The following is a 19,637-nucleotide window of genomic DNA, read 5'->3' on the forward strand; positions in this document are numbered from 1 at the left end:
GGTGCGGGGGTGATACGGGGGCTACTTGCCCGCGCCGATCGTCAGACCGCTGATGAACTGGCGCTGAAGCGCGAAGTACACGATCAGCGTGGGAATCGCGGTCATCAGCGCGCCGGCCGCGATGAGGTTGGGATTGGTGAAGTACTGCCCCTCCAGGCCGGCGAGCGCGGAGGTGACGGGACGCTTGTCACCGGTCTCGATCAGCACGAGCGGCCAGAAGAAGTCGTTGTAGATCCAGATCGACTCCAGCGTCGCGAGCGCGGCGAACGCCGGCCGGCAGAGCGGCAGCACGATCTGGAAGAACTGCCGCCACACGGGTGCGCCGTCCACGAGCGCGGCCTCGGTGATCTCTTTCGGGATCGTCTTCATGTAGTTGCTCAGCACGAAGGTGCAGAAGCCGCACTGGTAGGCGATATGGATGACGATGATGCCCCAGTAGGAGTTGTAGAGCAGGAACGAGTCGCTCATCCAACCGGGCAGGTTCCACTGGAGATACAGCCGGTACAGCGGGGTGATGAGCACCTGGGCGGGGAGCAGATTGCCCGCGGTGAACAGCATCAGCAGCGCGATGTTCCAGCGGAAGTCGAAGCGCGAGACGTAGAAGGCGACCGCGGCGGAGAAGAACAGGGTGCCGAGCACGGCGGGCACGGTGACGAGCACCGAGTTCCAGAAGAAGTGCGCGAGACCCGACTGCGCCCAGGCGTCGGTGAAGTTCTCCAGGCTCAGGCTGCGCGGCCAGGACAGATACCCGTTCCGCGCGGTGTCCTCGTACGGCCGCAGCGAGGTGTACATCGCCCACAGCAGCGGGACCAGCCACAGCAGGGAGATACCGGCGAGGAAGAGATGACGGCCGGTCTGGCGGCGCGGGCGCGAGCGCTCGGTGGGAGGTGTGTCCTGCGGGGCCCGTGGCCGGGCGGCCGGAGGGGTGGCTGTCGCGCTCACGCCTCCTCCTTGTCCTTGCGGAAGTTCTGTACGAGGAAGGTGCAGATGGCGGTCAGCGAGACCAGCAGCATGATCACCGCGATGGCCGAGCCGTAGCCGATGTGGCTGGTCTCGCCGACGATGTTGTCCGTGATCAGGAGCGAGAGCAGTTCCATGCCGGGCTTGCTGCCGATGCCGCCGCCGAGGACGTACACGATGTCGAAGGCGCGCAGCGACTCCATCGCCGTGACGACGAGGATGACGATGTTGACCGGCTTCAGCGCGGGGAAGACCACACGCAGGAACGTCTGCCGGCCGTTGGCGCCGTCGAGCGCGGCGGCCTCCTTCAGCGCGGGGTCGAAGCCCTTGAGCCCGGCCAGATAGAGGATCATGATGTAGCCGGTGTGCCGCCACGCGGACGCGACGAGCACGGCCCACAGATTGAGGTCGGGATCGCCGAGCCAGTCGATGTGGGTACCGGGCGACGCGGCACCGATGATGCCGTTCAGCAGCCCGTTGTCCGGGTTGTAGATGATCTCCCAGATGAGCCCGACCACCGCGAGGGAGAGCACCATGGGCAGGAAGATCGCGGTCTGGTAGATCCGGGTGAAGCGGATCTTCCGGTCGAGCTGGTACGCGAGGAAGATACCGAACGGCGTGGGCAGCAGCGCGGTGAACAGCAGCCAGATGACGTTGTGCTGGACCGCCGGCCAGAACGGCGGGTAATTGGTGAAGATCTCCCGGTAGTTGGCCCAGCCGATCCAGTCGATGTCGGACAGCGAGAGGCCGTCCCAGCTGGTGAAGGAGAGCGCGAACGAGGCGAGCGCCGGCAGCCAGACGAAGATCAGCAGGGCCAGCAGCGGAATACCGACGATGACGCCGAGGAACAGCCGGTCGTACGTGCCGAGCCGACGCGGCCGGCGCCGGCGGGCCGGTACGGGGGGCGCGGCCGGCGTGACCGGTTCCTCCGGTGCTACGAGTGTGGAAGTCATAGGGGTGGGCGTCCCTCGGGCGGGTCGACGGGGTGGCGGCTCGGGTGTCTCAGGGGTGTCGCGCGTGTCGCGGGCGTCGGGACCGGCTCAGCCGGAGAAGAAGCGCGAGCGCTGCGACTCGATCTTCTTCAGCGTGGCCGCCCCGTCGTCCGGATGGCCGAGCCACTGCGTAAGTCCGGGCAGGACGACGGTGGAGATGAACCCCGGATCGCTGTCCCTGTCGCCGAACTGGGTGATGTGCTTCGCCGCGCCGATCAGCTCGGCCGACTTCTTCTGGAGCGCGTTGTACGTGCTGGTGTCGGCCTTGCTGTGGACGGCGACGTTGCTCGGGTCGACGCCCATGTAGATGCCCTCCGCCTCGGGGCTGCCCAGGAATTCGAGGAACTTCCGCGCCCCCTCGGCGTTCTTGGGCTTCCGGCTGAGCATGAACCCGTCGGTCGGTGCCTCGACGGTGTCCGTTCCGTGCGCCGGGTCGATCTCCGGGAACGGGAAGAAGTCGATGTCCTCGCGCAGCGCCGGGTCGGTGATCTGCTGGCCGAGGAAGAGACCGATGACGGCCATGCCGGACTTCTTGTCGAGCAGCGACTGGGCCGCGTCCTGCCACGAGCGCCCGCCGGCGCCCGGCTGGTAGTAGGGGGCGAGTTCCCGCCACAGGTCGAGCACGGTGCTCATGCGCCGGTCGCTCCACGCGACGTCGCCGCGCATCAACTCCATGTGGAAGTCGTAGCCGTTGGCGCGCAGGTTCAGATAGTCGAAGGCGCCGAGGATGGACCAGCTGTCGCCGCCGCCGTAACCGGAGGCGATGGGCGAGAGCCCGTCCTTCTTCATCTTCTTGGCCAGCGCGACGAACTGCGCCCAGGTGGCCGGCGCCGTGTAGCCGCGCTCCTGGAAGACGCTCTTGCGGTAGAAGACGGCCCACGGGTAGTTGTACAGCGGTACGAAGTAGTACTTACCGTCGGCGCCCTTGGAGAGCTGCTTCGCGGCCTCGCTGAACCCGGAGCCGATGGTCTCCCAGACGTCGTCGACCGGACTGGCCAGCTTCTTCTCCGCGAAGTACTGCATGCGGTAGCCGGCGAACCAGGTGAACGTATCGTCCGGGGTGCCCTGGAGGTAGCTGGAGATGCTCTTCTGGAAGGTGTCGTGGTCGACCGTGTTGGTCTTGACCTTCAGCTCGGAGTCCTTGGTGAAGGCCTTGGTCACCGCCGCGTACGCCTTCTTGGGTGTGGCGTCGGCGCCGTTGGAACCGAACGTCACGGTCTTCGGGTCGGCGGCGGGAGGACCGCCGCCGCACGCCGCCAGGGCGGGCCCGGTGAGAGCGACCGCTCCCACTCCCATCAGCCCGTTGACGACGCTGCGTCGTCTCGGCCCACCGGCTGCGGGTATGCGGCTCTGCTGCGTCATCGCTTCTCCTGGGAGGTGTCGGACCCGATGAAGGTCTGGATCGCGGTGGCCGCGGCCCCGCGCGCCCACTCCTCGAACGGCAGCGGACGTGTGATCACGTCGCACTGATCGGCGGTACTGAAAGCGGTCGCGGAGAACGCTTCCTTGATCTGGGCGGCGAACAGGTCGTAGGCCGCGAGTCCTTCGCCCGAGATGATCACGCGCTCGGGACCGAGCAGATTCACCACGGTGCCGATCGCCCGGCCGATCGCCGCGCCCGCGTCGGCGTACGCCTCGCGGGCCACCGGGCTTCCGCCGTGCGCCAGTTCGAGCGCCTGCGCCGGGCCGGCCAGCGGCTCGCCCGTGTCGCGCCGGATACGGCGCACGATGGCCGAGTCCGAGGCGATCGCCTCGACACAGCCGTGGTTGCCGCAGTGGCACAGCGGCCCTCGTGGGTCGATGGACAGATGGCCGATCTCCCCGGCCACACCGTGCGCCCCGGAGACCACGCTCCCGTTGACGACCAGACCGCAGCCGATACCGGCGCCGACGGTGACCAGCGCGAAGTTGGACAGTCCCACTCCGGCGCCGAACCACTGCTCGGCGACCGTCAGCGCCCGTACGTCGTTGTCCACCGTGGTCGGCAACCCGGTCGCCGCCGCCGTGAGTTCGGCGAGGGCGACGTCACGCCAGTCGAGGAACGGCGAGTAGCGGACGGCCCCGGCCGCCCGGTCCACATCGCCGGACACGGCGACCGCGAGACCCTGCACCTGGACACCGAAGCCCTCGGCCTCCGTCCTCAACTCGGCCGTCAGCTCGGCGATCACGGCGATCACGGCACCGGGCTCACGGTCGGTGAGCGGTACGTGGCGGGCCAGCCGGATCCGGCAGCACAGGTCGGCGAGGACCGCGATCACCTCGTCGGCCGTCACCTTCACACCGATGAACAGGGCCCTGCCGCCGTCCACCCGCACCGGGTTGGCGGGCCGGCCGACGGCCGGCGGGGCGCTGTCGTCAGCCGCCTCGACGAAGTAGCCGGCGGCCATCAGCGGACGGACGGCCTTGGTCACGGCGGCCGACGAGAGGCCGGTGCGGCGGGAGAGCTCCACACGGGAGAGCGGGCCCTGGGAAAGCACGGTGGTGAAGACCAAGGAGGCGGCGGGGGTGGCCGCCGGAAACGCCTCCACCTGGTCGGTCGTTGACATGGCCGGAAACGTAGGTGAGTTAATTTCCTCTGTCAATAAAAAAAGCAGGAACCCTGCGAAGTAGAAGTTGATCATCCCTTCTCCGGGGAAAAGATTGTTGGAGCAGGGCACTTGACACCGGATCAAAGGGCGGGATTGGCTACCTGCCGTCACAGTGCTGCCCCTGAACGTGAGGATCTCCATGCCCCAGATCTCCTACGCACCGGACGCCGCCCTGTGGTTGATCAGCACCCCGCACACCTCGTACGCGGTGCGGACCGACAGCAGCGGAGCGCCCTGTCATGTGGCCTGGGGCGGCACACTGACTCTCGACGAGGCGCGGGAGATCGCCGCGCGACCCCACCCCGCGGACCGCGAGGCGAGCAGCTTCGAGGGCCGTCCGCCGGTCGGCGAGGAACTGCCCGTCGACGGCGGCGCCCGTTACGGCGTGCCCTCCCTCCAGGTCCGGTTCGCCGACGGCACCCGCGCGGTCGAATGGGAGCCCGTCGGTCATGACATCCGCGAAAGCCCCGACGGGACCGCCGAGTTGGACCTCGACTTCCGCGACCGGCACTACCCGCTCGGCATCGGCCTGCACTACCGCGTGTACGACGACAGCGACGTGATCGAACGCTGGACGACCCTGCGCAACACCGGCACCGACGACATCGTCCTGCTGCGCGCCGACTCGGCGGCCTGGACCCTGCCCCCACGCGCCGACTACCGGCTCGGCCATGTCACGGGACAGTGGGCCGCCGAGACCCAACTCCGGCGCGAGACACTGCCGTTCGGCGAAACCGTACTGACCAGCAGACGAGGCGTGTCCAGCCACCACCTCAACCCGTGGGTCATGCTGGACGACGGCACCGCGAGCGAGGACCACGGCCAGGTGTGGAGCGCCGCGCTCGCCTGGAGCGGCAGCTGGCGCATCACCGCCCAGCGCACCTCCGACGGCCGCGCCGGCTTCACCGGCGGCGCGGGGCACGACTCCACGACCCTGCGCCTGGGCCCCGGGCGGACACACACCACACCGCGCTTCGCCGGGCTCCGCACCGAGGGCGGCTTCGGCGCGGCGAGCCGCGCCTGGCACGCGTACACCCGCGCCCATGTCCTGCCGCACCCCGGCGAGATCCGCCCCGTGCTCTACAACTCCTGGGAAGCCACCGGCTTCGACATCGACGAGAGGCGCCAGATGGCCCTGGCGGCGCGGGCCGCCGAACTGGGGGCCGAGCTGTACGTCATGGACGACGGCTGGTTCGGCGCCCGGCGCAGCGACCGGGCCGGACTGGGCGACTGGACGCCGTCACCCGACCGCTTCCCGAAGGGCCTCACACCCCTGTCCGACGAGGTGCACCGGCTCGGCATGCTCTTCGGTCTCTGGGTCGAACCGGAGATGGTCAACGCCGACAGCGACCTCTACCGCGCCCACCCCGACTGGATCCTGCACTTCCCGCACCGTACGCGCACCGAACTGCGCAACCAGCTCGTGCTCAACTTCGCCAGGGACGACGTCGCCGACTGGGCGTACACGTGGCTCACCGCGCTCGTCGCCGACAACGGCATCGACTTCCTCAAGTGGGACATGAACCGCTCCTTCAGCGAGGTCGGCCCCGGGGGTGGCGGCCCCGACGGCGACGACCGGCTGTGGAGCGCGTACGTGGACAACCTCTACCGTGTCGTCGACCGGCTGCGCGCCGACCATCCCCGGCTGCGCATCGAGGCGTGCAGCGGCGGCGGCGGGCGCGTGGACCTCGGCATCCTGTCCCGTACGGACCAGGCGTGGCCGTCCGACAACACCGACGCGGCCGACCGGATCGGCATCCAGCACGGCTACAGCCAGCTCTACCCGGCGTCGACCATGGCCGCCTGGGTGACCGACGTACCCAACGAACTCACCGTGCGCACCGTGCCGTTGGCCTTCCGCTTCCATGTCGCGACGGCCGGGGTGCTGGCCGTCGGCGGTGACCTCACCCGCTGGTCGGACGAGGAGATCGCCGAGGCGGCCGGATTCGTGGGCGCGTACAAGCAGGTCCGTCATCTGGTGCAGCACGGTCTCCAGCACCGGCTTCGGGCGCCCGTGGACGACGGCCCCACGGTCGTCCAGTACACGTCGCCCGACCGGGCGGAGACCTTGGTGCTCGCCTGGCAGCGGGCGCCGCGCCGGGGAAGGCCGGAGCTGCCCGTCCACCTCGCCGGACTCGACGCGGCGGCGGTCTACCGGGACGTGGCGACCGGGGTGTCGCACCACGCGACGGTGCTGATGGAGCACGGACTGCCGCTGGAACTGCCGGCGGGCGACTGGGCCAGTACGGCGATCCATCTGAGGCGCGTCTCGCCCTGACACCTCGTCGTGCCGGGCGTGTCCGGCGGCACAGGTGACGCGATCACGGGGCCGAGCCGTGTCGTGTCCCCGTGTTTCAGGGCACGCCGAACGGCAACACGAACCTCATGAATGAGGACAGCGCAGCGAACAGGAACGCGAACGGTACGGCGGCGAAGGTCGGTGGGAGCATCGAGTCGGCGGCCTCCAAGGGGCTCCGGACCACCGGCGACGCCGTGGACCGTGCCAGGACGAACTCGGCGCTCGCGGCCTCGAAGGCCAAATCCTCCGCGCGGGCGGCCGAGAAGTCCGCCGAAGCGGGCGTGCGATCGGCCGGCGAGGCGACCAGGCGTGCCGCCACCGCCGGCTGGCAGAGCGGCCGCCAGGCCGTCGTGTCGACGGCGGGCAAGGCGGCCACCAGGGCCACCACCGCGTGGACCGTCGTCAAGCACCGCAAGGCCGTGTCGGCGGGAGCCGCCGCCGGTGTCGTCGGCCTGGCCGGGGGCGCCTTCGCCCTGGGGCGGCAGACGGCCAGGCCGAGGGGTCCCCTCTCGCGGCTGACCGGCGGCCGGATCTGACCACGGCGACAGCTTCACCACGGAGGGCCGACGGACTGCCGTCGGCCCTCCCTCCGTCCGCCACCTGAGGCCCGCCACCTGAGGCCCGAGCCGCAGTCGTGTCACCCGCCCGGACGCTCCTCGAAACCGTACGATCAGGACCGCTGTGCGGTGATCACATCATCACCGTCCCTTTCGGTCCCTGGATGACGCGATGTGCTGGAGCGCGACCGCCGATCTCACCGCGGGTGTCTGTATCAGCGCGATCGGAGTGGCCTGCGTCGCGCGCGTACGCCGTGTCCACGATCTGCCGCTCGCCGCGCTCCCCGTGCTCCTCGGCGCCCACCAGATCGTCGAGGCCGTCGTATGGGACTCGGGCGGCGGCGAGGGGGCCGCCACCACGGCCTGGGCCGTCATCGCGATGCCCCTGCTGGCGCTCTGGATCCCCCTGGCCGTACTGCTGGCCTCGCCGCCGGGATCCCGCCGCCGGCTCGCCGTGCCCGTCGCCGCCGGTGTCGTCACCGCCGCCGTGCTCTCGTACTACCTCGCCACCCGGGACGTGACGGCCGAGATCCGCGGCCACACCATCGGATACGCCGTCCACCTGCCGCGGCCGGAGATCGTCGTGGTCGGCTATCTCCTCGCGACCATCGGCGCGCTGCTGCTCTCCGGCGACCGGACGGTGCGGCTGCTCGGCATCCTGGTCACGGTCGGCGCGCTGATCTGCGCGGTGATCTGGCGACTGGAGTTCGTCTCGACCTGGTGCGCCTTCGCCGCGCTCGCGTCCGTCGTCATGCTCGGGTGGGCCTGGCACCGTACGGGAGCACCCGGACGGGCGGCCTGACCGCCGGATGCCGCCGCCGGACACCTCACGCTCGGCGCGCGACCACCATGCGACAGCGGGGACTTCCGTCCGGCAGCCGCCCCAGACCGTCGAGGGCGACAAGGTCCACCTCGAAGCCCGTACGCGTCAACTCGTCCACCACGTCGGTGAGCCCGAAGGTGCGGTAGTACATGACGAAGGGCGGACGCCACACGGCGTTGCGCGCCCGCATCGCCGCGTCGAAGCCCCAGAGCGTCCAGTACAGCCGCGAGCCGACGCGGGGCGGCGCGGGCACCGGGAAGACGAAAGCGCCGCCGGGCCGCAGGACTTCACGCACCCGCGTGAACAGCGCGGGCCGCTCGGAGGGCAGGAAGTGGCCGAACGCGCCGAAGCTCACGGCCACGTCGAAGACGGCGCGGAAGGGGAGGGCGCGGGCGTCGGCCCGTACGAAGTCGACGGCGGGCCCGCCCGTGGCGTCCGCGCCGGAACCGGCCCCGTGCGCCGTCTCCTTGGGCAGGAGGGCGGACCTGGCGGTGGCGAGCATGCCGGCGCTGAAGTCGACCCCGGTGACCCGCTCGACGCACACCTCCCGCAGGACGTCCACCCCGGCTCCGGTGCCGCAGCAGATGTCCAGTCCCGCGCGGAAGGGCCCGAGCTCGCCGAGGGCGTCGGCCACGGCGTCCAGGACGCTGTCCGGAGTACGGAAAGGGGTCAGATCGAACTTCGGGGCGAGCAGGTCGTAGCCGCGCTCGGTCGACGAGAGCGCCTGCACGGTCAGTTCGCGAAGGGTCGGGCCCTGTGGGGTGAACATCACCGTCAGCCTACCGACAGTTCCGACACGCGACGCGGGCAGGGGACATTCGCGGACGCTTCCCTCTCCCGGGGGACATAACGCGCCGTGCGCGGCACGGTCACTGCACTGTGCGGGTGTTGTCCGGCGTCACGCTTGATCGTTTCTGTGGTCTGGAAGCGAGGAGACGTGTAGCGTCAGTTCTAGCTGTCGTGGTTCCGAAGTACTTTGTCGCCCGTGATCACAGTCGCGGGCGATTCGGCTGTTCAACGTCTCTGAGGACCAGGGCGATCACCTCCGGTTCCCGCACGGTGCGGGGACCGTTATGAGTCCTTTGGAGGACACATGGCCAGCGGTACCGTCAAGTGGTTCAACTCGGAAAAAGGCTTCGGTTTCATTGAGCAGGACGGTGGAGGCCCCGACGTCTTCGCCCACTACTCCAACATCGCCACCCAGGGCTTCCGTGAGCTCCAGGAGGGCCAGAAGGTGACGTTCGACGTCACGCAGGGCCAGAAGGGCCCCCAGGCGGAGAACATCGTCCCCGCCTAGGACACCTCGTCCCAGGGACACCACGTGTCCACCAGCGCCCCGGCAGCGTCCTGCCGGGGCGCTGGTGCGTGACGGGATATCAGGAAGTGGCAACCAAAGAGGTGTAGTAAGCGCTCAGACCGCCCAGATAGGCGGGGTCCCTCGTGTCGTGATCGCGCTCGAACACCGGAGCGCCCTTGACGGTCGACTTCGTACAGCCGACCTGAATCACCCGCCCGGCGGGATCGATCGAAGTCACCAGACCGGCGGGAATGACAAGACTCTTTCCGAAGACCCACATCCCGGTGTCCACCACCAGGTGTTCGAACGGTGAGCCCTCGGACTGTCTGTCCACGCTGCCCACCGTTCCGTCGGTCGCATGGACGCTGTAACCGGTGAGGTCCATACCCGGCACATGGCCCGACCCGACCGCGAATACCCACATGTCACCCATCCCGGCCCTCACTCTCGTTCGACTGTCGCGGCGAGATCGCCGCTCAAGGTGCACTTGCCCCCCGGGCCCACCCAGCAACCACGCATGGTTCAGCAAGGTGTTACCTGATGGTCGGCTGTGGGGCGGACACGCTGACAGAAGTACCATCGCGGACAACCGGGGGATGCCATGCGGATGCCATCCATAGGAAGCGAGCCATTCATGTCCGGCAGTACCGTCACCGAGTTCACGAGCGTCCAGTCGCAGTACGAGGTCCAGGTCGCCGGTGATCTGGAGCGCAACGAGGCGGAGCAGAAACGTATCCGCGTCGAGATCGACACCTTGCAGGGGCAGTTGGAGACCCTGGAGCGTGACCACGCCCTGCTGCTCGGCGTGCAGCGGGTGTTCGCCGACGGCGCCGGGCGGAGCGCGAAGGTGCCCGCGGCGCGGACGGCGAAACGCCCCGCGAAGGCGGCGGCCGGTTCCGGCCTGGCGCGGACGCCGGCCGAGCCCGCCGACAAGTCCGACGGCAAGGCTCCTGCCAAGTCGGGGGCGAAGTCAGGGGCGAAGGCGCCCGCGAAGACCGGCGCGAAGGCCGGAGCGGCCGAGAAGCAGCCCAGCCTCGCGCAGTTGCTGGGCACACTGCTGGCCGCGCACGGCGAGCCCCGCTCGGCCGCGGAGGTCTCCGCCGAACTGGTCGCGGACCACCCGCGGCGCAACTCCAACATCAACGTGGTGCGGAACGCGCTGGAGCAGCTCGTCGCCAAGTCCGAGGCCCACCGCAGCAAGCAGAACAAGTCCGTCTTCTACACCCACGCCGGACAGGACGCAGCCGCCGCCCCGGCCCCGGCGGCGGGTTGATCAGGCGGATCGATCAGCCGACACGCGGATCCGCGACGGCGCCCTCGTCCCACTCGATGCCGGGACCGGGTCTCTCGGGCGGCACGACACAGCCGTCCTCGATCACCGTGGCGCTACGGGTGAGGGCGCCGAGCCGCGGTAGGTGCGCCACGTACCTACCGGCGGGGGCGGCACGCGCCGGACCGGCGTGAAGCTCCATCAGGAAGCGCGACCCGGACGTTGCCGGATGTTGAAGGTCTCCACGGCATGGGCCACCTTCAGCCGCGGCGACGGGTCGGCGTCGACTCTCCTATAGGTTTTCGCTGATGGAGGGTCCCCGCGGCGGACGGTGATGGAGGGCTGATGCAGCGCATCGCACAGGTGATCAAGGTGCGGCCGGAGAAGCTGGACGAGTACCGGGAACTCCACCGGGCCGTGCCGGAGCCCGTACTGGCGCGGCTGCGCGCCAGTCACATCGCCAATTACTCGATCCACCTGCTGGGCGACCGGCTGTTCAGCTACTTCGAATACCACGGCGACGACCTGGCGGCCGACCTCGCGGCGATGGCCGACGACGAGGCGACGCGGGAGTGGTGGAAGCTGACCGACCCCTGTCAGGAGACGGTCCCCGAGGCGGGACCCGGCGACTGGTGGACCCCCATGGAGCGGGTCTTCCTCATGGAGTAGCCGGATCGGGTCCTGTGGAGGTCGAGCCCTGGGTGATCCCCGTCGAACGCCGCGTACGGAGACGGCTCTCGCGGCAGCGGAGACCCGACGTTCCGGGGGCCGGCGCGCTGACCTGGCGGAGCACGACCGCGTCCCGCACGCGATTCCCGCGCCGCGACCCCGACCGGGCGCGGCGGAGGCGATGACGGAGCACCTGAGGCGCGGCCTGGAACGCCGCCCTGGAACGCCGGCGCGACCGCCGGGGCCCGGCGCCTGACGGCCGCTGCCCGGTCGATCAGCGGTGGCGTGGCGACGGGGCGAGCAGTGTCGCCTCGTGCTCGGCCGCCCGCCGGAACTCACCGAGGTCGTAGTTGGCCAGCGTCGAGTCCAGATTGGTGAGCGCGCCCAGATGCTCCACGAAGCCCTTGGGGTCGTACTCGATCTGGAGCGTGACCCGGCTCTCGGTGTCGCTGAGCCGGTGGAAGGTGACCACCCCCGCGTGGTGCACCCCCTCCGAGGTCCGCCAGGCGATGCGGTCCTCGGGGACGACCTCTGTGAGCTCCGCCACGAAGCTCTTGTCGGCGCCCGGCAGGGAGACCTGCCAGGCGAACAGGGAGTCGTCGACGCGCTCCACATGCTTGACGTGGCTGAGGAAGGAGGGCCAGCGCTCGACGTCCTGCCACAGCGACCAGCTCACAGCCACGGGCGCCTTGATGTCGACGGCTTCGATCAGTGTGGACGTCATGGGGGTTCTCTCCTCCGTCGGTGCGAGACGACTTCGTCTGTCATCCGCTACCCGCCCGATCGGCTTTCACCGCCCGAGCCCCGAGCCCCGTACCCGTGGCCCCGCACCCGCACCGGCCGACGGACACCCTTGTGCGTCCCTCCGACATCCCTTCCATAACCATCGAACGGGTGACCTTCAGCCGGAGGCCGGGCGGTGAAAGGGTGTCCTTCACGCGACGCATCACGCGTCGCGTGAAACACCCACGTAACACGCACGACCGGTCCGAAGTTCAGTACGAGAGGCACCCGTGATCCCGAACACCCTCGACACCCTCAGCGGCCACCTGGCACGGCCCGCCCCCGACTGGTGGCGCGAGGCCGTCGTCTACCAGGTGTACGTCCCGAGCTTCGCCGACGCGGACGGCGACGGGATCGGCGATCTGCGCGGGATCACGGACCGGCTCGACCACCTCGCTGGTCTCGGCGTCGACGCCCTGTGGCTCACGCCCTTCTACCCCTCTCCCTGGACCGACGCCGGCTACGACGTCTCCGACTACCGGGGTGTCGACCCCCGCCACGGCACCCTCGACGATTTCCGCGGCCTCGTGCGGCGCGCCCACGGACTCGGCCTCAAGGTCATCGTCGACGTCGTGCCCAACCACTGCTCCGACCAGCACCCCTGGTTCGTGGAAGCGCTCGCCTCGCCGCCCGGCTCCCCGGCCAGGGACCGCTTCCTCTTCCGCGAGGGGCGGGGCCCGGACGGGAGCCTGCCGCCCGCCGACTGGAAGTCGAAATTCGGCGGCGGCGCCTGGACACGGGTGCCGGACGGCCAGTGGTACATGCATATCTTCTCCGCCGAGCAGCCCGATCTGAACTGGGAGAATTCGGACGTCCTCGCCGACTTCGAGGGGATCCTGCGCTTCTGGCTCGACCTCGGGGCCGACGGCTTCCGAATAGACGTCGCCCACGGCCTGCGCAAGGACCTCGTGGAACCCCTGCGGGACACCGGCGGACGCGACTCCGCCTCCCTGAACTCCCCGCCCGAGGGCGAGGACCACCCCTTCTGGGACCGCGACGAGGTCCACGACATATACCGGACCTGGCGCAAGATCATCGACTCCTACGCGCCTCCCCGGATCACCGTCGCCGAGGCGGGTGTCAGCGCGGCCCGGCTGCCTCTCTACACCCGGCCCGACGAGCTCCACCAGGCCTTCAACTTCTTCCATCTGCGCTGTCCCTGGGACGCCGAGGAGTTCAGGAAGGTCATCGACTCCTCCCTCACCGGCGCCCGCGCGGTCGGCACCCTGCCCACCTGGGTGCTCTCCAACCACGACGTCGTACGCCACCGGACCCGCTACGCGCTTCCCCAGGGCATCGACTACCGCGCCTGGCTGTCCGGCGGTGGCACCGACCCCGCGCCGGACGACGCCCTCGGGCACCGGCGCGCCAGGGCCGCCGCGCTCCTGACCCTCGCCCTGCCCGGCAGCGCCTACCTCTACCAGGGTGAGGAACTCGGTCTTCCCGAAGTCTCCGACCTGCCCCTCGACGCGCTGCGCGACCCCATGTGGGAGCGGACCGGACGCACCAGCAAGGGCCGCGACGGCTGCCGCGTCCCACTGCCGTGGACCCGCTCCGGCGGCAGCCACGGCTTCGGGCCGGGCGGCAGCTGGCTCCCGCAACCGGACGGCTGGGGCGATCACGCGGTGGACGTCCAGACCGGGCGGCCCGACTCCTTCCTGGAGCTGTACCGCTCGGCCCTGTCCGTACGCACCCGCTTCCGGGGCGACGAGTCGTTCAGCTGGCTGCCCGCCCGTGACGGCGAACTCGCCTTCCGCAAGGGCCGGTTCGAATGCCGGATCAACCTCTCCGAGCGGTCCCTGCCGCTGCCGGACGGCGCCGTGCTGCTCGCCAGTGACAGCCTGGCGGGGGACATGATCGCCCCCGACACCGCCGTATGGACAGCGGCGGCGGGCGGCTGATCGGTTCGTAGGCGTCACCGGAATCGGAATCGGCGGCGGCGTCGGCATCGTCGGAGGCTCCTTTCCGTCGTCGTACCCGCACAACGTGTGAGCACGGGCCAGCGCTCCGTACGAGGGGTCACCCGAATGGCTGAATCCGGCCACCGATGTGCGCGGAGCCCAGCAGGGCGCGGGCGGCGCCCCTTTGTCCCCCGGACGGGTCAAAGGGGCGTTTCCCCTGGTTGCCCACCGCCGTCAGCAGGTGCCGCATGGAGATACGCGAGTCAGCCGACGCGCGGGGATACCGGACCCCGCCGGCTCGCCGCCGAGGAGTGATCACTGATGGCAGCCGACGATGTCTTCCACCACGTGGGTGAACTCACGGGTCTGACCGCCTACGACGCAGCCGGCGAGAAGATAGGCAGTGTCGAGCAGGCGTACCTGGACAACGAGACGGGCCGCGCCGAGTGGGTGACAGTCAAAACCGGCATGTTCGGGATGAAGGAGTCCTTCGTGCCGCTGGCGGGCGCCACCCGCGACGCGAACGGTCTCCAGGTCCCGCACGCCAAGGAACTGGTCAAGGAAGCCCCCCGCATGGACGCCGACGAGCACCTCGACGTCGGCCAAGAGCAGGAACTGTACGACCACTACGGCCTCACCCGTCCCGCGGGGCGCAGCGGGGCACCGGGCATGAGCCCGGCGCCCGGCAGGGCTGCCAAGGACACCACGATGGGCCGGGACACCACGAGCGGCAACGGCGCCCGGGGCCGGATGGACGCCACGGCCCCGGCGGGCACCACCGGCCGGCCCGACACCTCCAAGGCCGCGACCACTCCCGCCACAGGTCGCGGCGAGGAGGAAATGGTGCGCTCGGAGGAACAGCTCCGGGTAGGCACCGAGGAGCACGAGTCCGGCCGGGCACGGCTCCGGAAGGTCGTGGTGACCGAGAACGTCACGACCACCGTGCCGGTGACCCATGAAGAGGTCCGTATCGTGCGCGAGCCCATCAAGCCGGGCGACCGCACGATCGGCCGCGCCCCCATGGGCAACGCCGAGACCGAGGTGATCCTGCATGCCGAGGAAGCGGTCATCCGTAAGGAGGCCGTACCGGTGGAGCGCGTGCGCATGGAGACCGAGAAGGTCACCGAGCAGAAGGAAGTATCGGCCGACGTCCGCAAGGAGCAGGTCGAGTTCGACGACCCCGGCGGGCGCGACAAGGGACACGGCGGCGGGCGCGGTCCCAGCCACTGAGCGGCTGCCCGGCCCGGCACTCCGAACCGCACGTCGGCGTGGGCCCACCGGTGCTCCCGGTGGACCCGCGCCGTGCCGTGTCCTCACGCGGGGGTTCGTTCAGGGGCCGCACACGGCTCGGGGGCTCCTCGCGACACGGCTCAGGGGCCCCTCGCGGGGGTTCGGGGGCGCGGGCGCTTCCCAGCAGGTTCCAGCAGGTTCTCAGTAGGGTTCTCGGGCGGCGGTCGGCCGCCATTCGACGAGCAGCAGCGTGGCGTCGTCACGCAGCCGGTTGTCGTGCGCGTCGAGAATCGAGTGGATGAGCCGCCGCAGCGCCTCGGGCGCCAGTTCGCCGGCCGCGGTCGCCCGGATGATGGAGTCCGTGAAGCGGTCGAGTCCGAATTCCGAGCGGTCGCCCACCGGTGACTCGACGACACCGTCCGTGTAGAGCAACACCCGGTCCGCGGGTTCGAGTTGTGCCTCGTGGACCGTACGCGAAGTCTCGCAGAACCGGGCGCGCAGCCCCATGGGCGGCTGGGCCGGCCCCTCCAGCTCGCCGTGCAGTACGCGGTCTCCCCGGATCAGCAGGGGCGGCGGATGCCCGCAGTTGCACCACCGGAACAGGCCGCTCGTGAGATCCAGCTGGGTGATGATGCCCGTGCAGTACTGATCCGGCAGCCAGCGCGCGAGCGCCAGATCCACGGTCTCCACCAGCTCCGGGAGATCGCCACCGGCCCTCCGGGCGCTGCGGCAGCCCGCCAGCGCGACGGCCGTGGTCAGCCCCGCCGCCAGGTCGTGGCCCATCGAGTCGAGGATGTCGACGTGCAGTGTCGAGCGGGTCAGCGAGTGGTCGAAGGCGTCGCCGCCGATCTCGTACGCCGGTTCCAGCACCGCCGTCGACAGGGCGCGGGCGTTGCCGATGGTCCGTGGGGGCAGAAAGGCGCGCAGCATCTCGGCGGGCAGTTGCATCCGCTCCGTGCGGGCGAACCGCGCCAGGCTGTCGCTGTACGCGCGCTTCGAGGTGATCGCCATGGCGAGCACGGACGACATCATCCGGCAGCGGCGCAGGCGTACCGCGTCGATGGCGTCCGCCCTGACGCTGAGCACACCGAGCCGTTCCGCTCCGTCGATCAGTGGCAGCCAGGCGGTGAGAACGCCGTCCTGCGACTCCTCGATCCGCAGGTCGAAGGCGCGATACGCGCGTCCGCCCGTCGTGGAGTCCACATCGAGGCTGGGCATGCCGTCGGCGAGCGGGACGAGCTGCCGCTGCTGGATGTCGACCAGATAGACCACGATCTGATCGAGGCCGAGGGCCAGGGCGCAGCGGTTCACCAGCTCCGGAAGATCCATCGGGGCCGCGGCGTGCGCCTCGGCGAGCAGCTCCTCGAGCAGCCGCTCACCGGGGTCGGGGACCGCGCTCTCGCTCGACATGGCGACCGCCTCCTCACCGGCAGGCTCCTACCAGCATCGCAGGTCCGCGCGGGTCGCAGTAGCCGAGCGGACCGGGCGAGGCGTGCGGGGTACGCGCGGCGCGCTGGGCGCGCACGGCCGGACGGGCTGTGTGAGGGGGAACTCGCCGCGATCGCTGGGCACCGCCGGAGTCACCCTGATAGGGAGGGAGGCATGAGCGAAGAGACCCCGATTCCCCCTGTCCTGACCGTCATCGCCGCCAGCACCATCGAGCCGAACGTCATCGGGGAAGGTGTCGCCGACCGGAACTCGTGGATGGTGATCGAGACCGCCGAACACGGCCAGCTCCTGCTCAACCTGCCGGGCCCGCTCTACCGCGCGATGGAGCAGGCCACCTCCCTGGCCGCCAACGAGGCGGGCCCCGGGCGCCTCGCCCTCACCGAACGTGAGATCGCCGCCTATCGCGAGCGCATCGCCGGTCTCACCGAGGAGAAGTAGGCGGCGCCCGCGACGCCTCTCGTTCGCGCGCGGCGGGGAGCCGGGCAGTGGTCAGTACGGGCGGTCGCCCGCGATGGCGACGCGTTCGGCGACCCGCCGGTGCGTGCCGTAGTCGGCGACCGCGTAGTGCTGCGTGGCGCGGTTGTCCCAGAAGGCGATGTCGCCCGCCTGCCAGCGGAACCGGACCTGGTACTCGGGGACATGGGCCTGCTGGAAGAGCAGCCGCAGCAGCCGGTCGCTCTCCGCCCGCGCGAGCCCCACGATCCGGGTCGTGAACGACGCGTTGACGAACAGCATCCGCCGGCCCGTCTCCGGGTGTGTGCGCACCACGGGGTGCTCCACCGGCGGGAAGACGTCCTGGAACCGGGCGAGCCGCTCGGCGGGGGAGAACCGCGCGAAGCCCGGCACGAAGTCGTGAACGGCGAGAGCGCCGTCGATCCGCTCCTTCACCTCGTGCGGCAGATTGTCGTACGCCACCGCCATGTCGGCCCACATGGTGTCGCCCCCGGCGGGCGGCACCTCGCGCAGTTGCAGCACGGCGCCCATCGCGGGCCGCTCCCGGAACGTGACGTCGGTGTGCCACACGTTCTCGAAGGTGGGGACGGTCGTACGGTCGAAGCGCACCACGTCCTTGGCGTCCCCGGCCGCCAGCAGCGGATTGGTCTCCAACTCGCCCCAGTTGAGGGCGAAGGCGCGCTGCGCGTCGGAGGACAGACGCTGCCCCCGGAAGAAGAGGACCTTCCACTCCAGCAGGGCGCGATTGAGCTCGTCCCGCACGGCGGGGGACGGTGGAACGGACAGATCCAGACCGCGGATCTCGGCGCCGATGGTGCGGGACTGCGGGACGAGTCCGAACAGCTCGTACGGCCGGTCCTGCCGGCCCTCGGGCACGCGGCGCAGCTCCCGGTGGCCCTCGTACAGGCCGTCGGCGGGGATGTGGGGGTCACGGAGCGCGGGAACGGTGGAGGCGTCCGATGCGGATATGGCGGCGGTGGTCACGAGGCTCCTCGGAAGAACGAACCAGTGGGGAAGGGCGCGGGCCGACCCGCTCACCAGCGCGTGGGCGCGGGAGGCGGGTACGACGAGGCGGTGGCCGTCAAGTCCGTGACGGTACGGGGCGCGGCGCTACCGGAGGTCAGCGACAGCGACAACAACAGGCGGGCGGGGATCCCACCCGACCGCGGCGCAGCAGAAAGCTGAGGCCGCGGGGCGCGCACTCACCGCGAGGGCCGCTGAGACGCGGCTCCCCTGCACGGTGGTTCGAGTACGGGCCCATGGCAGGCACCGTACCTCAGCCGGTGTCCCGGGAACATCGGTCGGACGGTCGACGCCCTCGGGCGCGTGGTCGATGGCGGGGGGCGTCAGCGTCTGCGCGTTTCGCCCTCGGCGTGTCCGGCCATGGGTGCCGGCGGGCCTGGGCAGGGTGTCCGTATGGCTCTCTCCGTCGCGCACCTCAGTGACCCCCACCTCACCACCGGCCCGCTGGGCGGCGCACCCGTGGAAGGACTGCGCAGGGCGCTCGGACGCGTTCTGGTGCTCGATCCGCTGCCGGACTGCGTGGTGATCACCGGGGATCTGGCGGAGCGGGGAGCGCCGGGGGAGTACGCGGTGCTGCGCGAGGTGATCGGGAGCTTCCCGCTGCCGCTGTTCCTCGTGGCGGGCAATCACGACGAACCCGGCGCGCTGGTCGACGCGTTCGGCGGGACCGGCCTGCTGGGGGGTGCGCACCAGGCGTATTACGTCGCCGAGTTGTCCGGGCTCACCCTGGTGGCCCTGGACTCCTCCGTGCCCGGTGAGGGCGGCGGGCGGCTCGGGGCGGAGCAACTCGCCTGGCTCGACAGGGTTTTGGCTCGCAGGCCGGGCGTACCTGCGTTCGTGTGTCTGCACCACCCGCCGGTGCCTGTCGGCATTCCCTTCCTGGACGGCATGCGCCTGGCGGACGGTGACGCGCTCGCCGATGTGCTCGTACGCCACCCGAACGTGGCCCGCGTCCTCGCGGGCCACGTCCACCGCCAGGTCACGGCCGCCTACGCGAACAGCACCCTCGTCGTCGCCCCCAGCACCCACCTCCAGAGCGGACTCGCCCTGCGCGAAGGCACCCCCGGCTACCTGCCCGAACCGACGTCCTTCCTCCTCCACCTCCTCGCGGGCACCTCGTGGGTCACCCACACCGTCCCGGTCAGCCACGCGGCGGCCCCGGTGGCCGGCTACTAGGTCGTGTCTTCGAAGTAGCGCCGTCCGCCCGCAGGGCGGGGCCCGCGGTGTCTGGTGCGGTGCATCGCAAGGCGGAGGATCGGTCTCGTACTGGGCGTACTCGGCCGACTCCGACTCCGACTCCGACTCCGACAACGCGGCGAGGTGCCGTGCCAGGCGGGACTTTG

At 70.4% G+C, this 19,637-nt stretch carries 20 protein-coding genes; 10 read left to right on the plus strand and 10 right to left on the minus strand.

What is annotated here, in order from left to right:
* Positions 1-21 precede the first annotated feature (21 nt).
* The 4 genes from P3L51_RS00405 to P3L51_RS00420 all read right to left on the minus strand — a co-directional run bounded on the left by P3L51_RS00405 (position 22) and on the right by P3L51_RS00420 (position 4,498).
* Entirely contained in the window at positions 22-792 is a 771-nt protein-coding gene (locus P3L51_RS00405) for a carbohydrate ABC transporter permease (protein WP_354603001.1), read from the minus strand.
* Between the two features lie 146 nt (positions 793-938).
* Positions 939-1,913 carry a carbohydrate ABC transporter permease gene (locus tag P3L51_RS00410; protein WP_354602940.1) on the minus strand — a complete coding sequence of 325 codons (975 nt, stop codon included), beginning with the start codon at positions 1,911-1,913 and terminating at the stop codon, positions 939-941.
* An 87-nt stretch (positions 1,914-2,000) separates the two neighbouring features.
* A complete protein-coding gene (locus P3L51_RS00415; RefSeq protein WP_354602941.1) occupies positions 2,001-3,314 on the minus strand; it encodes an ABC transporter substrate-binding protein in 1,314 nt (437 codons plus the stop codon).
* Entirely contained in the window at positions 3,311-4,498 is a 1,188-nt protein-coding gene (locus P3L51_RS00420; RefSeq protein ID WP_354602942.1) for an ROK family protein, read from the minus strand. The genes P3L51_RS00415 and P3L51_RS00420 overlap by 4 nt, the downstream gene beginning before the upstream one ends.
* A 181-nt stretch (positions 4,499-4,679) precedes the next feature.
* On the opposite strand from P3L51_RS00420, the gene P3L51_RS00425 reads away from it, so the two are divergent.
* From P3L51_RS00425 to P3L51_RS00435, 3 genes are all read left to right on the plus strand, one after another.
* Entirely contained in the window at positions 4,680-6,818 is a 2,139-nt protein-coding gene (locus tag P3L51_RS00425) for an alpha-galactosidase (RefSeq protein ID WP_354602943.1), read from the plus strand.
* Between the two features lie 107 nt (positions 6,819-6,925).
* Positions 6,926-7,375: a hypothetical protein gene (locus P3L51_RS00430; RefSeq protein ID WP_354602944.1), complete on the plus strand. Its 450-nt coding sequence runs from the start codon at positions 6,926-6,928 to the stop codon at positions 7,373-7,375.
* A gap of 193 nt (positions 7,376-7,568) precedes the next feature.
* On the plus strand, positions 7,569-8,198 hold the full coding sequence (locus P3L51_RS00435; RefSeq protein WP_354602945.1) for a DUF6629 family protein: 630 nt from the start codon (positions 7,569-7,571) through the stop codon (positions 8,196-8,198).
* A gap of 25 nt (positions 8,199-8,223) precedes the next feature.
* Here P3L51_RS00435 and P3L51_RS00440 read toward each other — a convergent pair whose 3' ends face one another.
* Positions 8,224-8,988: a class I SAM-dependent methyltransferase gene (locus tag P3L51_RS00440; protein WP_354602946.1), complete on the minus strand. Its 765-nt coding sequence runs from the start codon at positions 8,986-8,988 to the stop codon at positions 8,224-8,226.
* A gap of 324 nt (positions 8,989-9,312) precedes the next feature.
* Between P3L51_RS00440 and P3L51_RS00445 the strand changes: the two genes are divergently transcribed.
* Positions 9,313-9,516: a cold-shock protein gene (locus P3L51_RS00445; protein WP_107014974.1), complete on the plus strand. Its 204-nt coding sequence runs from the start codon at positions 9,313-9,315 to the stop codon at positions 9,514-9,516.
* A 79-nt stretch (positions 9,517-9,595) separates the two neighbouring features.
* On the opposite strand, the gene P3L51_RS00450 is transcribed toward P3L51_RS00445, so the two are convergent.
* Positions 9,596-9,949, minus strand: coding sequence for a PRC-barrel domain containing protein (locus tag P3L51_RS00450; RefSeq protein WP_354602947.1), 354 nt, complete (start codon positions 9,947-9,949; stop codon positions 9,596-9,598).
* A gap of 201 nt (positions 9,950-10,150) precedes the next feature.
* On the opposite strand from P3L51_RS00450, the gene P3L51_RS00455 reads away from it, so the two are divergent.
* Positions 10,151-10,789 (plus strand): hypothetical protein, encoded by a 639-nt coding sequence (locus P3L51_RS00455; RefSeq protein WP_354602948.1) that lies wholly within the window; start codon positions 10,151-10,153, stop codon positions 10,787-10,789.
* A 13-nt stretch (positions 10,790-10,802) separates the two neighbouring features.
* Here the strand turns inward: P3L51_RS00455 and P3L51_RS00460 are convergent, their stop codons facing one another.
* Entirely contained in the window at positions 10,803-10,940 is a 138-nt protein-coding gene (locus tag P3L51_RS00460) for a hypothetical protein (protein WP_354602949.1), read from the minus strand.
* A 191-nt stretch (positions 10,941-11,131) separates the two neighbouring features.
* Here P3L51_RS00460 and P3L51_RS00465 point away from each other — a divergent pair, with 191 nt between their 5' ends.
* Positions 11,132-11,455: an L-rhamnose mutarotase gene (locus tag P3L51_RS00465; protein WP_354602950.1), complete on the plus strand. Its 324-nt coding sequence runs from the start codon at positions 11,132-11,134 to the stop codon at positions 11,453-11,455.
* Between the two features lie 274 nt (positions 11,456-11,729).
* On the opposite strand, the gene P3L51_RS00470 is transcribed toward P3L51_RS00465, so the two are convergent.
* Complete coding sequence (locus P3L51_RS00470) at positions 11,730-12,179, minus strand: SRPBCC family protein (protein WP_354602951.1); 450 nt, start codon at positions 12,177-12,179, stop codon at positions 11,730-11,732.
* 289 nt (positions 12,180-12,468) lie between these two features.
* Between P3L51_RS00470 and P3L51_RS00475 the strand changes: the two genes are divergently transcribed.
* Both P3L51_RS00475 and P3L51_RS00480 read left to right on the plus strand, forming a co-directional pair.
* Entirely contained in the window at positions 12,469-14,139 is a 1,671-nt protein-coding gene (locus P3L51_RS00475) for a glycoside hydrolase family 13 protein (RefSeq protein WP_354602952.1), read from the plus strand.
* Between the two features lie 321 nt (positions 14,140-14,460).
* A complete protein-coding gene (locus P3L51_RS00480) occupies positions 14,461-15,369 on the plus strand; it encodes a DUF2382 domain-containing protein (protein WP_354602953.1) in 909 nt (302 codons plus the stop codon).
* Positions 15,370-15,570: 201 nt separating this feature from the next.
* Here the strand turns inward: P3L51_RS00480 and P3L51_RS00485 are convergent, their stop codons facing one another.
* Complete coding sequence (locus tag P3L51_RS00485; RefSeq protein ID WP_354602954.1) at positions 15,571-16,779, minus strand: PP2C family protein-serine/threonine phosphatase; 1,209 nt, start codon at positions 16,777-16,779, stop codon at positions 15,571-15,573.
* Positions 16,780-16,971: 192 nt separating this feature from the next.
* On the opposite strand from P3L51_RS00485, the gene P3L51_RS00490 reads away from it, so the two are divergent.
* Positions 16,972-17,256 carry a hypothetical protein gene (locus P3L51_RS00490; protein WP_354602955.1) on the plus strand — a complete coding sequence of 95 codons (285 nt, stop codon included), beginning with the start codon at positions 16,972-16,974 and terminating at the stop codon, positions 17,254-17,256.
* 51 nt (positions 17,257-17,307) lie between these two features.
* Here P3L51_RS00490 and P3L51_RS00495 read toward each other — a convergent pair whose 3' ends face one another.
* Positions 17,308-18,255, minus strand: coding sequence for a TauD/TfdA dioxygenase family protein (locus P3L51_RS00495; RefSeq protein ID WP_354602956.1), 948 nt, complete (start codon positions 18,253-18,255; stop codon positions 17,308-17,310).
* A gap of 432 nt (positions 18,256-18,687) precedes the next feature.
* Here P3L51_RS00495 and P3L51_RS00500 point away from each other — a divergent pair, with 432 nt between their 5' ends.
* Positions 18,688-19,470 (plus strand): phosphodiesterase, encoded by a 783-nt coding sequence (locus tag P3L51_RS00500; protein WP_354602957.1) that lies wholly within the window; start codon positions 18,688-18,690, stop codon positions 19,468-19,470.
* Positions 19,471-19,637 lie beyond the last annotated feature (167 nt).

This window comes from Streptomyces panacea, assembly GCF_040560175.1.
In the GTDB taxonomy this organism is placed as follows: Bacteria; Actinomycetota; Actinomycetes; order Streptomycetales; family Streptomycetaceae; genus Streptomyces; species Streptomyces panacea.

Coding starts and splice junctions, on each gene's coding strand:
- P3L51_RS00465 (WP_354602950.1), top strand. CDS start 11,132: ATGCAGCGCATCGCACAGGTGATCAAGGTGCGGCCGGAGAAGCTGGAC.
- P3L51_RS00430 (WP_354602944.1), top strand. CDS start 6,926: ATGAATGAGGACAGCGCAGCGAACAGGAACGCGAACGGTACGGCGGCG.
- P3L51_RS00410 (WP_354602940.1), bottom strand. CDS start 1,913: ATGACTTCCACACTCGTAGCACCGGAGGAACCGGTCACGCCGGCCGCG.
- P3L51_RS00480 (WP_354602953.1), top strand. CDS start 14,461: ATGGCAGCCGACGATGTCTTCCACCACGTGGGTGAACTCACGGGTCTG.
- P3L51_RS00490 (WP_354602955.1), top strand. CDS start 16,972: ATGAGCGAAGAGACCCCGATTCCCCCTGTCCTGACCGTCATCGCCGCC.
- P3L51_RS00435 (WP_354602945.1), top strand. CDS start 7,569: ATGTGCTGGAGCGCGACCGCCGATCTCACCGCGGGTGTCTGTATCAGC.
- P3L51_RS00420 (WP_354602942.1), bottom strand. CDS start 4,498: ATGTCAACGACCGACCAGGTGGAGGCGTTTCCGGCGGCCACCCCCGCC.
- P3L51_RS00425 (WP_354602943.1), top strand. CDS start 4,680: ATGCCCCAGATCTCCTACGCACCGGACGCCGCCCTGTGGTTGATCAGC.
- P3L51_RS00500 (WP_354602957.1), top strand. CDS start 18,688: ATGGCTCTCTCCGTCGCGCACCTCAGTGACCCCCACCTCACCACCGGC.
- P3L51_RS00405 (WP_354603001.1), bottom strand. CDS start 792: ATGTACACCTCGCTGCGGCCGTACGAGGACACCGCGCGGAACGGGTAT.
- P3L51_RS00440 (WP_354602946.1), bottom strand. CDS start 8,988: ATGTTCACCCCACAGGGCCCGACCCTTCGCGAACTGACCGTGCAGGCG.
- P3L51_RS00455 (WP_354602948.1), top strand. CDS start 10,151: ATGTCCGGCAGTACCGTCACCGAGTTCACGAGCGTCCAGTCGCAGTAC.
- P3L51_RS00445 (WP_107014974.1), top strand. CDS start 9,313: ATGGCCAGCGGTACCGTCAAGTGGTTCAACTCGGAAAAAGGCTTCGGT.
- P3L51_RS00470 (WP_354602951.1), bottom strand. CDS start 12,179: ATGACGTCCACACTGATCGAAGCCGTCGACATCAAGGCGCCCGTGGCT.
- P3L51_RS00450 (WP_354602947.1), bottom strand. CDS start 9,949: ATGGGTGACATGTGGGTATTCGCGGTCGGGTCGGGCCATGTGCCGGGT.
- P3L51_RS00485 (WP_354602954.1), bottom strand. CDS start 16,779: ATGTCGAGCGAGAGCGCGGTCCCCGACCCCGGTGAGCGGCTGCTCGAG.
- P3L51_RS00415 (WP_354602941.1), bottom strand. CDS start 3,314: ATGACGCAGCAGAGCCGCATACCCGCAGCCGGTGGGCCGAGACGACGC.